This is a genomic window from Insolitispirillum peregrinum, from assembly GCF_900156605.1.
Classification (GTDB): Bacteria; Pseudomonadota; Alphaproteobacteria; order Rhodospirillales; family Rhodospirillaceae; genus Insolitispirillum; species Insolitispirillum peregrinum.
Window position 1 is genome coordinate 449,927 of the sequence record NZ_FTOA01000001.1, and the last position, 13,529, is coordinate 463,455.

A 13,529-nucleotide genomic window follows, 5' to 3' on the forward strand; every position below is an offset into this window, starting at 1 on the left:
CAGTGCGGTGCGGTGCGGAGGCTCACGTCTCCTCCCACACCGCCCGCAAAGCCTGTGACAGATGGCGGGCAAACCCTGCGCCATTCATCAGCGGTGACGCCTGCAGGCGGGGGCGCAGGGTGTCCCTGTACCGGGCCAGCCGCGCGCTGTCGGTGATCAATGATGCGGCTTTGGCGCGATAGTCGTCCCAATCCTGACCGCACAGCTCCGCAAGGCCCAGATGGGTCAGGTGTGACAGGCTGTGGCGGCTGGCGAAGGTACGTCCGGGCATGGTGATCACCGGCACCCCCATCCACAGGGCTTCCAGCGTGGTCAGTCCGCCGGAATAGGGGGCGGTGTCCAGGGCCACATCAACACGATGATACGCGGCCAGCATTTCGGCATGGGGGGCACCGCCTTCGATATCCAGCCGCGAAATGTCGCCCCCGGCTGCGGCAAAGCGCATCCGCAGATGCTGGGCGGTCGCCGGGTCGTCCAGATGGCGGAATTTGACCAGCAGGCGGGCGGTCGGAACACTGCCCAGCAGCAAGGCCCATTGCTGGAGGATGCCTTCGGACAGCTTGACCGGATTGTTGAAAGAGCCAAAGGTCAGCGGTGCCCCCATCTGCCGTGGCTGGGGGGGCGGAGCATAGGGCGGGGCCGCGTAGGGGACATAGCCGACCGGCAGACGGATGACCCGTTCCCGGTACAGGGTCTCGTCTCCGGCGGGGATTTGGCAGGCGTCGGCCAGCAGCAGGTCCATCGCCGCCACGCCGGTTGTTCCGACATAGGCCGCCCACGAGGCTTGCAACGGTGCCGCGCGGTTGGCGAACAGCGACAGGCGGTTGTGGCCGGTGTGTCCGCTGGCATCAATCAGGACGTCGATGCCATCGGCGGCAATCATCTCTGCCACCTGCTCATCATCGCATTCCCGAATGCGGCGGAAGGCGAAGGCGGCCTGTTCCAGTCGATGGGTATTCTGGTCTTCGTTGAGGCGGTCGGAGTACAGCACCAGGCGCATATCCTGCGAATCGGCACCTTCCAGCAGCGGCAGGCAGAACCAGCCGACCGGGTGGCAGCCAAAATCCGCCGATACCAGACCAACCGTCAACGGCTGTCCGGTGCGGGACGGGCGGGGCGGAGCGGGGCGAGGCTCGGGGCAGCCATAACGCTGATCCCAGAACAGGTGGGCATCCAGCAGGGCCTCCGGGGTGATCCCGTCAATGTAGTGCAGGGCGCACAGCAGGTTGGAGGCATAGCGTTCGTTGTGCGGGGCGGCATTCAGGGCCGTCTGAAAGGCGGCCAGAGCTTCGAGCGGGCGGCCCTGTTCGGACAGCAGGTTGCCCCGGTTGGTATGGCAGGCGGCATGGTCGGGATCGCTGGCGAGGGCGGTGTCATAGGCTGTCAGCGCCTCGGCCAGTCGCCCCTGAGTGCGGAGCAGGTTGCCGACCAGAAACGCGCTTTCGGCGTGCTGGGGGGCAAGCCGCAGGGCGGTCTGGGCCAAGGCCAGTGCGGCATCCAGTCGGCCATGTTCCTGCAGGGTGCTGGCGAGGTTGTACAGGGTGGCGTGGTGGTGCGGTGAAACCGCCAGAACCTTGCCATAGGCGTCTTCGGCTTCGGTCAGCCGTCCCTGATGGCGCAACAGGTTGCCCAGATTGTACAGCGGGCTGGTAAACGACGGCTGTCCATGCCGAATCGCTGTTCGCAGGGCGTGCTCGGCCTCTGCCAGATGTCCCTCATCCATCAGCAGCGAGCCCAGATTTGACCATGCAGCGGCAAAGGTGGGGGCCGAGCCCACCGCCTGCCGAATGCAGTCGATTCCCTTGGCGCGATCATTGAGAGCCGCATGCGCCAGTCCGGCAAAGTGCAGCGCTTCCGGGTGCTGCGGTTGGGTTGCCAGTATTCCGTCACAGGCGTGCAGGCAACCCCGGCTGTCCCCGGCCACCAGCGAGGTTTGTGCCCGAGCAAGCAGATCGGCAAGGGATGGCATCGGTCAAAGCTCCAGTGGGGTCATGGCGGCCCGCATGCAATACACCAAAACGTCATGCTGCCGGTCATAGAACTCCGACAGTGTGGCGGCCTCCTGATCAGTGCTGTCCGCCGCACGGACTCTTTCATTCAGCATGGCATGCTCATAGCGCAGCATTTGCTCTGCCAGGCGTTCCCGCAGGCTGCCACCGCCATAAGCGGCGCTGAACTGGTCGAGGATGGCGCTGAGAAAGATGGAGAAATAAGGGTATATGGCGCCGTGCCAGACGGCGTCATGACGGCTGTGCAGCGCGAAATCTCCTGCCAGTTCCTTCAGCGGTGCCCCGGAAAGATGGGCTGCCAGCGGCAGCCAGTAATCCCAGAACGGCATTCCGATGGCGAGTCTGGTACGCGGTAACTGCATGGGCAGAGTCGGCGGAACAACGAAAAAGTCATAACCCGGGACTTTATCTCCTGTTGGATGCTGGCCCGCCTGCAGGGCTGCCCGTGCGCCAATGGCATCATCCACATCCAGTCGCCCGCCGCAGATCAGGGCACCATCGCGGGCACTGGCAATGGCGGCGCGCAGGGTCTCTGGGGCCGGGCTTAGGATGATGTCGGCATTGATAAACAAAAACGGCTCTGACGAATCAGCGTGAACGGCCAGCAGGTCGTCGATCAGGGGAACCGGCTTTTTTGCCTGCGCCTGTGCCGTGCGGGTGACGGTGTGAAAGGTCACATCGGGGTACAGTTGGCGCAGGCTGGTGATTTCCCCGGCGGTATTGGCCGAGACAACCTTCAAACCCAGCTCTAGCCACGAAGCGACGGCGGCGCGCTGAATGTCGTGATTCCCTTTCGGGGACAGGCTGGTGATCAGGGGAATACAGGAAGTGCTCATGGTGCCTCGGGGAGTGTTCAAGACCGGAGGAAAGTGAGTGATGTGCCACATTTCAGTGGAAGAGCTGACAAATATCCTACCGTCGGTGGGGCCTGCAACCTTGTCGTTGCGGGGGCCGGTGGAGGGGTGGGAAAAGGTGATGTTCGACAATACACGAAAATGTGTGCGCTCTCGCATATCATGTTGCCAGAGGGGCAGGGATCAGATACTCTACCCCCAATCGTCAGGTCAGGATGATCTGGCGATATCAGTCTGGACAGAATGGTTCAGGCACTTTCCTAGAATGGGAGAAGTCTATTATGGCTGGTGATATCACTCTTTCGACCTCCACTCGGTCCAACCTGCTGTCGCTGCAAAGCACGACCAACCTGATTGACCGTACTCAGGATCGTCTGTCGAGCGGCAAGAAGGTGAACAGCGCTCTCGACGACGCTCTGTCCTTCTTCAAATCCCGTAGCCTCAATGACCGCGCGTCCGACCTGGCCACCGTCAAGGACGGTATCAGCGAAGGCATCAACGTGATCAAGGCGGCTGTTGGTGGTCTGGAAAGCATCGAGTCCACCCTGAAGCAGATGAAGGCAATCGCGTCCTCCGCGAAGTCCTCCACTGATTCGGTCACTCGTCAGAAGCTGTCCTCGCAGTACAACGAACTGCGCAGCCAGATCGACAACCTGACCGAAGACTCGTCGTACAACGGCGTCAACCTGATCAAGTCCTCTGCTGATACCCTGACCGTCAAGTTCAACGAGCAGAGCTCGGCGACCTTGAAGAATGAGCTGGTGATCAACGGTGTTGACTCCAGTGCGGCTACGCTGGGGGTTAGTGCTGTGACCTCCGCTACCTGGGGTGCGACCTCTGGTTTCGTGGCGTCCATCGACACCGAAATCAGCAAGATCGACAGCGCTCTGAACTCGGTGCGTAACACCGCTCAGACCCTGGGCACCAACTCGTCCATGCTGTCCATCCGTCAGGATTTCACCACCAACATCATCAACACCCTGAAGGGTGGCGCTGGTGAACTGGTGAACGCGGACCTGAACGAAGAGTCGGCCAACATGCTGGCTCTGCAGACTCGCCAGTCGCTCGGCACGATTTCGTTGTCGATCGCTCAGCAGTCTCAGCAGTCGGTGCTGCGTCTGTTCTAATAAAACAGATACAGGCCTTTGCTTCGGCGGCAGGAGAAATCCTGCCGCCTTTTTTTATGCATATAGAGCATTGTGCGAAAAGTGGGGACCGGTTTTCGCAACAACAATGCGGCACACCAAAAGGTTAGACCAGCGTGCCTGCGTCCGATTTAACGCACGCTGGTCTAGCATACTTTTTTGATCGGGTATTGCTTCTGTCCGGGCGAATGCCAATACTCTTGGTGAGCGATAGGATAACAAAGACGTGGAACGCTGCTCCACACCTTGCCTGTGCCTTGAGGCCCCGGACTCCATTAATTTGATTTTTAAAGAAAAATGGGGGTTTGGGGGCATCGCCACCAAACGGGCTCGGGCGGTAGCCCGCACTAGAGCAGCGTGCGTTAAATCGGACGCGGGCACGCTGCTCTAACCTTTTGTTCTGTCGCATTGTTGTTACGAAAATCGGTTCCCACTTTTCGCACAATGCTCCAGGACAATGCAAATACGGACTTTTCAAGGGGCCTACGAAACGATCTCCTGTGCGCACCGATGATAGGCAGGGATGGCCTGTAAACGGGAAAAACACCGCGCAGGACGCTGGGGAAATCTGGCGATCCCACAAGATCGCCCGAAACCCGGGACGTCAGGGAGGCATGGCACGATGTCTAATTCAGTGCTGCCAGTGACCCCCGAGGGACAGCCCGTCCCTTGGCAAATGTGGTATCAGGACCCGGCTTCGCCCGTGATGGAACAGATTGTTGGCTTGAACAGCTTTATCAGCTGGATCATGGCTGGCGTGGTTCTGTTGGTGTTGGCGTTGTTGATTACGGTGGTGGTGCGCTTTAATGCCCGCACCAATCCGGTTCCTTCGACCACCACTCACAATGTACCGCTTGAGATCGGATGGACGGTCCTGCCCATCCTGATCCTGCTGGTGATTGCGGTTCCCAGTTTCCGCCTGCTGTACTTCATGGACAAAGCGCCGCAAGCCGACATGACGCTGAAGGTCACCGGCCATCAGTGGTACTGGTCCTATGAATACCCGGACCATGGAGCCTTCACCTTTGATGCCTTCATGAAGGATGCCGGTGATTTGCAAGGGGCCGAGCCGCGCTTGCTGGCGGTCGATAATCCGGTGGTGGTGCCGGTCGGGGTGACGGTGCGTGTCCTGACCACCTCGTCGGACGTGATCCATTCCTGGGCGGTGCCGTCGCTGGGGGTGAAGATGGATGCCAACCCCGGACGCAGTAACGAAACGTGGATTCGGGCCGAACGGCCGGGGACGTATTACGGCCAATGTTCGGAGCTGTGCGGCGTCAACCACGGCTTCATGCCGATTGCGGTCAAAGCGGTCAGCGCCGAGGAGTTCACCGCCTGGGTGACGGCGGCGCAGGCCCGATTCGCTCAGGGATTGCCCTTGCAACTGGCAGAAGGGAGGCGCTGATCATGTCTCATCTGGTCTTTGATGGCCTGAATGCCGCACATCACCACCGTACACAGGGATGGCGACGCTGGCTGTTTTCCACCAATCACAAGGATATCGGCAGCCTCTATCTGATGTTTGCGGTGATCGCCGGGCTGATCGGGGCGGCGATGTCTATCGGTATCCGGTTGGAACTGGCCCGTCCGGGGATGCAGATTTTTGGTGATGACTATCAGCGCTATAACGTGTTCATCACCGCCCATGGTCTGATCATGGTGTTCTTTGTGGTGATGCCAGCGCTGATCGGCGGTTTTGGCAACTGGTTTGTACCGCTGATGATCGGGGCGCCGGACATGGCCTTTCCCCGCCTGAACAACATCAGTTTCTGGCTGATGCCGCCAGCGTTCCTGCTGATGGTCCTGTCGGGGTTGACCGGGCTGGGGCCGGGGACCGGCTGGACAGTGTACCCGCCGCTGTCAACCCTTGGGCACAGTGGCGACATGGCGGTGGATCTGGCGATTCTGTCGCTGCACCTCGCCGGGATCAGCTCGATTCTGGGAGCAATCAACCTGCTGGTGACCATTTTCAATATGCGGCCACCGGGCATGACCATCCACCGGATGCCGTTGTTTGTCTGGTCGATGCTGGTGACGGCCTTTTTGCTGCTGATGTCGGTGCCGGTGCTGGCCGGGGCTTTGACCATGCTGCTGACCGATCGCAACTTTGGTACCACCTTTTTTGATCCTGCCGGGGGCGGTGATCCGCTGTTGTACCAGCATCTGTTCTGGTTTTTTGGTCACCCGGAAGTCTACATCATGATCCTGCCTGCCTTCGGGATCATCAGCCATATCATCTCGACCTTCTCGCGCAAGCCGATTTTCGGCTATCTGGGCATGGCCTATGCGATGGTCAGCATTGGGCTGATCGGCTTTGTGGTGTGGGCCCATCACATGTATGCCACCGGCCTCAGCGTCAATACCCGCGCCTATTTTCTGGTGGCCACGCTGGGGATTGCGGTGCCGACCGGCATCAAGGTGTTCAGCTGGATTGCCACCATGTGGGGTGGTTCCATCGAATTCCGGGTACCGATGCTGTACGCGATAGGCTTTCTGTTCCTGTTTACCATCGGCGGTGTTACCGGCGTGGTCCTGGCCAATGCCGGGGTCGATGTGTCGTTGCACGATACCTATTACGTGGTAGCGCATTTCCACTATGTGCTGTCCCTTGGCGCGGTGTTTGGCATCTTTGGCGGCTTTTACTACTGGATCGGTAAAATGTCGGGGCACCAGTATCCCGAAGGCATGGCAAAGGTGCAGTTCTGGCTGATGTTCATCGGGGTCAACATGACCTTCTTTCCGATGCATTTCCTCGGCCTGTCGGGGATGCCGCGCCGGATTCCCGATTACCCGGATGCGTTCGCTGCCTGGAACATGGTGTCGTCGATCGGGTCGTATCTGGGCGCGGCCAGTGCCCTGCTGTTTCTGGTGGTGGTCTATCGCACCTTCCGCTCTCCGGCTTCGGTTGCTGACAATCCGTGGGGCGAGGGGGCAACGACGCTGGAATGGACGGTCAGTTCTCCACCGCCAGAGCATACCTTTGAACAGCCGCCGGTGATCGACGGCGGTAGCGCGCCTCACCCTGCAGAATGAAACCGGGAGGTCTGCGATGGCTGCTCATGCCGTTGGATCTGCCCGCCGCCGAGCCAATATCCGTTTGGCGACAGGCTGTGTGTTGCTGGTGCTGACCATGGGCGGGCTTGCCTTTGCGTCCGCCCCCGCCTATCGGCTGTTTTGCCAGTTGACCGGCTATGAAGGCACGCCACGGGTTGCCATCGGGGCCATTGCCCCCGGCGCAACCGGGCGCCAGATGGTGGTCCGGCTGGATGCATCGCTGAATCAGGGTATGCCGTGGCGCTTTGTCCCGGAACAGCGCGAGGTGCGGGTACCGGTCGGGGAACAGACTCTGGTGTCCTATCTGGCCCACAATCCAACCAATCAGCAGGTGACAGGGCGGGCGACCTTTAACGTCACCCCGGAAAAAGCTGCCGCCTATGTCGCCAAGGTTGCCTGTTTCTGCTTTACCGAGCAGACGCTGGCGCCGCAGGAAAGCGCCCATATGCCGGTCAGTTTCTATATTGATCCGGCCATCCTGCAAGACCCGCAGATGAGTGATGTGACAACCATCACCCTGTCCTACACCTTCTTTCGTGCCGATGCGTCGTGAACGTGCTTTCCTTTCTGGCAACCTCTGGTGATGGAGGCATTCAATGGCCGCCTCTTCTGAACGCAAGCATCCGTTTCATATCCTGCCGCCCAGTCCATGGCCGCTGGTGGCGTCGGTCGGGGCGTTCCTGATGGCGCTGGGCGGGGCGCACATGATGCATGGGGAACCTCCGTGGCTGTTGGCCCTGGGGGTGGCGGTGGTGGTGTTCACCATGTTCGGCTGGTGGCGGGCGGTGATCTGCGAGGGATACCATGAGCAGTCCCATACCAGCGCCGTGCAGCGCGGGCTGCGCATGGGCATGGCCTTGTTCATTGCCTCGGAGGTGATGTTCTTTGTGGCCTTCTTCTGGGCCTATTTCCATAACGCCCTGCACGTCAGTCCGGTTGTGGCCGGACAATGGCCACCCGAAGGAATCGAGCCGCTGCACGCCGTGGGCTTGCCGCTGATCAATACCTCGATCCTGCTGCTGTCGGGGATAGTGCTGATGTGGGGGCGCCATGGCCTGTTGCATGGTCGGCGCAGGCAGGCGGTCGGTGGAATTGCCGGTGCGGCGCTGCTGGGGGCTTTGTTTCTGATCCTGCAGGCCATTGAATATGGCGAGGCTGCTTTTGCCTTTCGGTCGGGCATTTATGCCTCGACCTTTTACATGGCGACCGGCTTTCATGGCTTTCATGTGTTTGTCGGCACCTGTGCCCTGCTGGTGATGGCCGTTCGCTGTTCGCGGGGGACCCTCAGCCCGGATCACCATCTGGGGCTGGAGGCCGCTGAATGGTACTGGCACTTTGTCGATGTGGTCTGGCTGTTCCTGTTCGTGTTTTTTTATGTGTGGGTGGGGGCCTGAGGACTCCGCAGAGCTTCACTCATGCTGTGCGTTTGCCTCCTGACAGCAGGATGCCGCTGGGCGGGTTGGCCATGATCATGTCGGCCAGCAAATCAAAATCGCGTCCGCGCGGATTGACTGGCCGCCAGACCATCGCCAGCGAGCGGGCAACCCGGCTGTTGGACAGGTCGCGGACCACCACCGGCAGGTCGTTGTTGACTTCGACGTTGATGGCGGTGCGCGGGATCAGGGTGACGCCCAGACCGCTGCCCACCATCTGCACCAGCGTTCCCAGACTGGTGGCCTGAAAGGCTTCGTTGTCCTTGGGCTTGCGCAGGGCACAGGCTTGCAGGGCGTGATCACGCAGGCAATGCCCGTCTTCGAGCATCAGCAGCTCGGTCGCGGCCAGATCGGCATCGGACAGGGTGCGCTGGCTGGCCAGCGGGTGGTCTGCGGGCAGAACGGCCACCACGTCTTCACGCCACAACTCGCGTACCATCAGGTCGCCGGTTTCAAAGGGCAGGGCGATCAGGCCACAGTCAATGCGACCTGCCGCCAGATCATCCAGAACCCGCGCCGTTTGCTCTTCGCGCAAATACAGCTTCAGGTCCGGGTAACTGCGCCGGGCCACCGACAGGACTTTGGGGAGGACATAGGGGCCGATGGTCGGAATCACCCCCAGCCGCAGGTCGCCCACCAGTGGATGCGCTCCGGCCTGAGCGGCATCCACCAGGGCTTCGGTGTCGGCCAGAATGGCGCGGGCGCGCTCGACCAGCTCGTTCCCCAGCGGGGTGAGCACGACCTTGCGGCGGCTTTGGCGCTCGATCAGGGTGATCCCCAGCAGGGTTTCCAGTTCCTGAATCCCGGCAGACAGGGTGGACTGGGTGACAAAGCACAGGTCCGCCGCTTTACCGAAGTGCAGGGTTTCTGCCACCGTGACCAGATAGCGGAGCTGCCGCAGGGTGGGTAAGGGGCGCATGCCGGTCTCCTGAAACACAAAGGGTCTTTGTCGCAGAAACGGCAGGGGGAGAGAAGGGGCTTTATCCGGCGATGGATGTGTGCCACCGGATAAAGCCCGACAGCTTACGCTTTTTGACCGAACAGGATGGCGCGGGCCTTTTCGTCGGTGACCGGGTTCTGTTCCCGCCAGCCCTCGCCAACCGCCAGCCCCTTGACCACCGCCGGGCGGGCGGCGATCTGTTCCAGCCAGCGCTGCATATGGGGGAACGTGCTCAGGTCCTGCCCCTGATTTTCCCACAGCTTGGCCCATGGCCAGATCGCCATGTCGGCAATCGAATAGGCCCCGGCGACAAACTCACGGTCAGCCAGACGGCGGTCGAGCACGCCGTACAGGCGGCTGACTTCGTTGGTGTAGCGTTCAATGCCGTAGGGGATCTTTTCCGGCGCATAGTGGCGGAAGTGATGGCACTGCCCCGCCATCGGGCCAAGGCCGCCGACCTGCCAGAACAGCCACTGATCGACCTCGGCCTGCGCACGCACATCATCGACCGGATAGAACTGGCCATGCTTGCGGGCGAGGTACTGCATGATCGCGCCTGACTCAAACAGCGAAATCGAAGCACCACCATCGGCCGGAGCCTGATCGATGATCGCCGGCATCCGGTTGTTCGGGGCAATTTTGAGGAATTCAGGGGCGAACTGGTCGCCCTTGCTGATGTTGATCGGGTGAACGGTGTACGGAACAGCCAGTTCTTCCAGCAGGATGGAGATTTTCCAGCCGTTGGGGGTCGGCCAATAGAACAGATCAATCATCACGGGGAGCCTTTGTTGGGGGGCGGGGTGAGAGGATACCTGTCGGTATGGTTGGCAGCTAAGGACAAGTTCGCGCGAGCGCAAGAGGCTCTTTCGGGCGGTGCAGAAAGATCAGTCCCGACGGTCAACAATGGTCTTGCCGATCGGGAACAGCGACAGCCCGGCCAGTTTCAGGTGTGCCCAGGCCAGCGGCAGCCCGATGATGGTCACCGCACAGGCCAGCGCCGCCCCCAGATGCCCCAGTGCCAACCACCAGCCGGCCACCAGAAACCACAGGATATTGCCAATCATCCCCAAGGGGCCGGTGCCGATATCCTGCCGTCCGGTCAGTTCGTCACGGCTGACGGCTTCCTTGCCAAAGGGCCATAAGGCATAAATGGCGATGACAAAGGCCGAGCGTGCCCACGGGATGCCGATGATGGTGATGACCATGATCACCCCGGCCAGCAGCCACCCCAGAGCCATCAACAGGCCCCCGAACAGCACCCAGATAATATTCAGAAGAAGCGAAATCATGGCGCGATCCTTATGACATGCCTGTTCCATCAACAGATAAGGTTACGGATGGAAAATGCAAAAGAAAATCCCCTTCCAGCGGAGGCCGGAAGGGGATTTTCATCAGGCAAAGGCAGGTGGTGTTATTCGCCGGTCGGGTACTTGAATTCCAACTGGCGGGCGTTGGCAAAGCCCTGATCGGCGATGCGGGTCCAGCGGATCAGGTTGGTGCGGGTCTTCAGGAAGTGGGTGGCGACCTTTTTGGTGATCGCATCGCCGTTATCCAGCGTTTCCTGCAGCACTTCGCCAGCAGCGTTGCCGAGGGCGACCAGCACCGAGCGCGGGAACTGACGCAGCTTGACGCCATGGTCGCGCACCAGCGTTTCCAGCGCGGTGCCGGAGCGTTCAAAGAATTCGCTGCCACCCATCATGTTTTCTTCGCCAGCAGCCGCGGCGATGATGGCCTGCAGGTCCTTTGGCAGAGCGGCAAATTTTTCCTTGTTGATGATCAGCTGCATGGCGGCGCTGGGTTCGTGGATGCCCGGCCAGTAGTAGTTCGGGGCCACCTTGTAAAAGCCCATCGACAGGTCATTGTACGGACCGGTCCATTCGGTACCGTCAATGGCACCGGACTGCAGGGCGGCAAACACTTCGCCACCGGGCAGCAGGACGACGTTGGCACCCAGCTTCTTCAGAACTTCGGCGCCCATGCCGGGCATGCGGAACTTCAGGCCCTTGAAGTCTTCGGGAGCCTGAATTTCCTTGCGGAACCAGCCGCCCATCTGGACGCCGGTGTTGCCGCACATGAACGGCTGCAGGTTGAACGGGGCGTACAGTTCTTCCCACAGGGCCTGACCACCGGCCATGTTGATCCAGGCGTTGTGTTCGACCTGGGTCATGCCGAACGGAACGGTGGTGAAGAACGCCGTCGCCTTGCTTTTGCTGGTGTGGTAATAGGGCGTATCATGGCCCAGTTCGGCGGTACCGTTCGACACGGCGTCGAACACCTGCAGGCCGGGGACGATTTCACCGGCACCGAACACCTTGATCTTCAGGCGGCCACCGCTGGCGTCTTCGATACGCTTGGCCACACGCTCGGCGCTGGAATAGACGCCGGGCAGTCCCTTGGGCCATGCGGTGACCATGCGCCATTCCATGACGCCCTGCGCGATGGCCGGAGTGGCCAGAGTCGACGCAGTGGCAGCCGCAGCACCGACACCGGCGACGGCAGCAGTCTTCATAAACTCACGACGTTCCATGGGACGTTCCTCGTTTTGGCAATTTGGGACTTTTCAAAAGTCTGCCGATTATAAGGAGAGTTCGTCCGGCTGCAACGGTTCAGAAACAGGATAAATCGTTTTTTGCCATGCAATTAATTGCGTGCAGTGCACCATGGCGGTGTTATTCGCTGGCCTGCGGCTGATGCGGTTCCAGTGCGGCCCAGCCCTCGGGGCCAAAGGCTTCAAGCGGAGCGAATTTGGTTTTATAGGCCATTTTGTGGCTGTCTGCGATCCAGTAGCCCAGATAGACAAACGGCAGATTGCGCCGACGGGCTTCTTCGATCAGCCACAGGACAATGAAGGTGCCGAGACCTTGTCTTTGTGGTTGTTCGGTGTCGAAAAAGCTGTAAACGGCGGACAGGCCATCGTCCATGGTATCGACCAGACAGACAGCGGTCAGATTGCCGTCCGGGGCACGGAATTCCAGCAGACCGGTTTCAATCGGGCTGTCTTCGACCATCGAGCGATAGTCGTAAAACCCCATCAGCGCCATGTCACTGCCGCCATGGCGGCGTTCCTGATAGCTGCGGAACAGGCGGTATTGCTCGGCAGTGGCTTTGGCCGGGGTGAGGGCGGCGCTCAGGTCGCTGTTGATCCGCAGGGTGCGGCGGAAGCTGCGGCTGGGGCTGAAATCCCTGACCCCCACCCGCACCGGCACGCAGGCATTGCAGCCCGGACAGGCGGGAGCATAGGCAATCGAATGACTGCGACGGAAACCGGCACGGCTGAGGGAATCGTGCAGCTTGACCGCATCCGGGCCACTCAGCTCGGTTACAATCTTCCGCTCCAGCCGACCAGAGATGTAGGGGCACGGCATGGAGGCGGTGGTGAAAAAGAAGTGCGGCCGTCGGATCGGAGAATGTTCCATGCCGTACCCTGTTGTCTGGTGAAGGTCGATGCTCAACAAATACTATGGGTTGGAATGGCAGGGAATACCAGAGGGGTTTTCCTGATCCTGATGGCTGTTACTGTTTCCCGTACAGTTCCTGGGCGCGGCGTTCAAAGGCGCTGACCATGCGCTGCACGGCTTCGGAGAACAGGGGCTGCATGATTTTCTGCAGCAGGGCCGAGCGGAATTCAAAATCGACGTAAAAGTCGATCCATGTGCCGTTGCCATCGGCATCAGGTTCGAAAATCCAGTGGTTGTTCAGATATTTGAACGGACCATCGGTATAGGTCACATCAACCCGTGACGGTTCGCTGAGGGTAACGCGCGAGGTGAATTTCTCGCGGATCATTTTGAAACCGATCACCAGATCAGCCCAGAACACGTTCCCTTCGCGGCGACGGATGCGCGCATTCAGGCACCAGGGCAGGAATTTGGGGTAATGCTCCACCTCGGCAACCATGGTGAACAGTTGCTGTTGGGTAAAGGGCAGGTGCCGTTTTTCCGCGTGGGTAGGCATGGGCCAAGGCAGCTTTCAAAGGGTTGTGACGGCAAGGTTTTGTGACAGCGGCGTAATCCACGTCCTTGAATACCGGCTTGCTGTCGAAAATGCTACCCACTTGATGGGGACATGAAAAACAAAACGCATCACACCATGGC

The 13,529-nt window shown here is 60.3% G+C and carries 13 protein-coding genes; 5 read left to right on the top strand and 8 right to left on the bottom strand.

Annotated features, from left to right (window positions below; genetic code table 11):
• Window positions 1-22: 22 nt before the first annotated feature.
• Window positions 23-1,969 (bottom strand): O-linked N-acetylglucosamine transferase, SPINDLY family protein, encoded by a 1,947-nt coding sequence (locus BW995_RS01870; protein ID WP_076398382.1) that lies wholly within the window; start codon window positions 1,967-1,969, stop codon window positions 23-25.
• A 3-nt stretch (window positions 1,970-1,972) separates the two neighbouring features.
• On the bottom strand, window positions 1,973-2,845 hold the full coding sequence (locus tag BW995_RS01875; RefSeq protein ID WP_076398384.1) for a hypothetical protein: 873 nt from the start codon (window positions 2,843-2,845) through the stop codon (window positions 1,973-1,975).
• Window positions 2,846-3,144: 299 nt separating this feature from the next.
• On the opposite strand from BW995_RS01875, the gene BW995_RS01880 reads away from it, so the two are divergent.
• The 5 genes from BW995_RS01880 (at window position 3,145) to BW995_RS01900 (ending at window position 8,456) form a co-directional block, all read left to right on the top strand.
• The gene (locus BW995_RS01880; RefSeq protein ID WP_076398385.1) at window positions 3,145-3,990 is read left to right on the top strand and encodes a flagellin; all 846 of its coding nucleotides are present in this window, start codon (window positions 3,145-3,147) and stop codon (window positions 3,988-3,990) included.
• A gap of 640 nt (window positions 3,991-4,630) precedes the next feature.
• Complete coding sequence (gene coxB / locus BW995_RS01885) at window positions 4,631-5,413, top strand: cytochrome c oxidase subunit II (RefSeq protein WP_084194503.1); 783 nt, start codon at window positions 4,631-4,633, stop codon at window positions 5,411-5,413.
• Window positions 5,414-5,415: 2 nt separating this feature from the next.
• Complete coding sequence (ctaD, locus tag BW995_RS01890) at window positions 5,416-7,041, top strand: cytochrome c oxidase subunit I (protein ID WP_076398387.1); 1,626 nt, start codon at window positions 5,416-5,418, stop codon at window positions 7,039-7,041.
• A gap of 16 nt (window positions 7,042-7,057) precedes the next feature.
• Window positions 7,058-7,615 (top strand): cytochrome c oxidase assembly protein, encoded by a 558-nt coding sequence (locus tag BW995_RS01895; protein ID WP_076398388.1) that lies wholly within the window; start codon window positions 7,058-7,060, stop codon window positions 7,613-7,615.
• Between the two features lie 43 nt (window positions 7,616-7,658).
• The gene (locus BW995_RS01900) at window positions 7,659-8,456 is read left to right on the top strand and encodes a cytochrome c oxidase subunit 3 (RefSeq protein ID WP_076398390.1); all 798 of its coding nucleotides are present in this window, start codon (window positions 7,659-7,661) and stop codon (window positions 8,454-8,456) included.
• A 19-nt stretch (window positions 8,457-8,475) separates the two neighbouring features.
• Here BW995_RS01900 and BW995_RS01905 read toward each other — a convergent pair whose 3' ends face one another.
• From BW995_RS01905 to BW995_RS01930, 6 genes are all read right to left on the bottom strand, one after another.
• A complete protein-coding gene (locus BW995_RS01905) occupies window positions 8,476-9,414 on the bottom strand; it encodes a hydrogen peroxide-inducible genes activator (protein WP_076398392.1) in 939 nt (312 codons plus the stop codon).
• Window positions 9,415-9,518: 104 nt separating this feature from the next.
• Complete coding sequence (locus tag BW995_RS01910) at window positions 9,519-10,208, bottom strand: glutathione S-transferase N-terminal domain-containing protein (RefSeq protein WP_076398393.1); 690 nt, start codon at window positions 10,206-10,208, stop codon at window positions 9,519-9,521.
• A gap of 111 nt (window positions 10,209-10,319) precedes the next feature.
• The gene (locus BW995_RS01915) at window positions 10,320-10,724 is read right to left on the bottom strand and encodes a YccF domain-containing protein (RefSeq protein ID WP_084194504.1); all 405 of its coding nucleotides are present in this window, start codon (window positions 10,722-10,724) and stop codon (window positions 10,320-10,322) included.
• Between the two features lie 122 nt (window positions 10,725-10,846).
• A complete protein-coding gene (locus BW995_RS01920) occupies window positions 10,847-11,962 on the bottom strand; it encodes a TRAP transporter substrate-binding protein (protein WP_076398396.1) in 1,116 nt (371 codons plus the stop codon).
• Window positions 11,963-12,104: 142 nt separating this feature from the next.
• Window positions 12,105-12,851 (bottom strand): arginyltransferase, encoded by a 747-nt coding sequence (locus BW995_RS01925; RefSeq protein ID WP_076398398.1) that lies wholly within the window; start codon window positions 12,849-12,851, stop codon window positions 12,105-12,107.
• A 97-nt stretch (window positions 12,852-12,948) separates the two neighbouring features.
• Entirely contained in the window at window positions 12,949-13,389 is a 441-nt protein-coding gene (locus tag BW995_RS01930) for a type II toxin-antitoxin system RatA family toxin (RefSeq protein ID WP_076398399.1), read from the bottom strand.
• Between the last annotated feature and the right edge of the window lie 140 nt (window positions 13,390-13,529).

Bases quoted from the DNA above. Each gene is read 5' to 3' on its own strand.
- BW995_RS01870 (WP_076398382.1), bottom strand. From the start codon at position 1,969: ATGCCATCCCTTGCCGATCTGCTTGCTCGGGCACAAACCTCGCTGGTG.
- BW995_RS01900 (WP_076398390.1), top strand. From the start codon at position 7,659: ATGGCCGCCTCTTCTGAACGCAAGCATCCGTTTCATATCCTGCCGCCC.
- BW995_RS01895 (WP_076398388.1), top strand. From the start codon at position 7,058: ATGGCTGCTCATGCCGTTGGATCTGCCCGCCGCCGAGCCAATATCCGT.
- BW995_RS01905 (WP_076398392.1), bottom strand. From the start codon at position 9,414: ATGCGCCCCTTACCCACCCTGCGGCAGCTCCGCTATCTGGTCACGGTG.
- BW995_RS01920 (WP_076398396.1), bottom strand. From the start codon at position 11,962: ATGGAACGTCGTGAGTTTATGAAGACTGCTGCCGTCGCCGGTGTCGGT.
- coxB (WP_084194503.1), top strand. From the start codon at position 4,631: ATGTCTAATTCAGTGCTGCCAGTGACCCCCGAGGGACAGCCCGTCCCT.
- BW995_RS01880 (WP_076398385.1), top strand. From the start codon at position 3,145: ATGGCTGGTGATATCACTCTTTCGACCTCCACTCGGTCCAACCTGCTG.
- BW995_RS01910 (WP_076398393.1), bottom strand. From the start codon at position 10,208: ATGATTGATCTGTTCTATTGGCCGACCCCCAACGGCTGGAAAATCTCC.
- ctaD (WP_076398387.1), top strand. From the start codon at position 5,416: ATGTCTCATCTGGTCTTTGATGGCCTGAATGCCGCACATCACCACCGT.
- BW995_RS01875 (WP_076398384.1), bottom strand. From the start codon at position 2,845: ATGAGCACTTCCTGTATTCCCCTGATCACCAGCCTGTCCCCGAAAGGG.
- BW995_RS01925 (WP_076398398.1), bottom strand. From the start codon at position 12,851: ATGGAACATTCTCCGATCCGACGGCCGCACTTCTTTTTCACCACCGCC.
- BW995_RS01915 (WP_084194504.1), bottom strand. From the start codon at position 10,724: ATGATTTCGCTTCTTCTGAATATTATCTGGGTGCTGTTCGGGGGCCTG.
- BW995_RS01930 (WP_076398399.1), bottom strand. From the start codon at position 13,389: ATGCCTACCCACGCGGAAAAACGGCACCTGCCCTTTACCCAACAGCAA.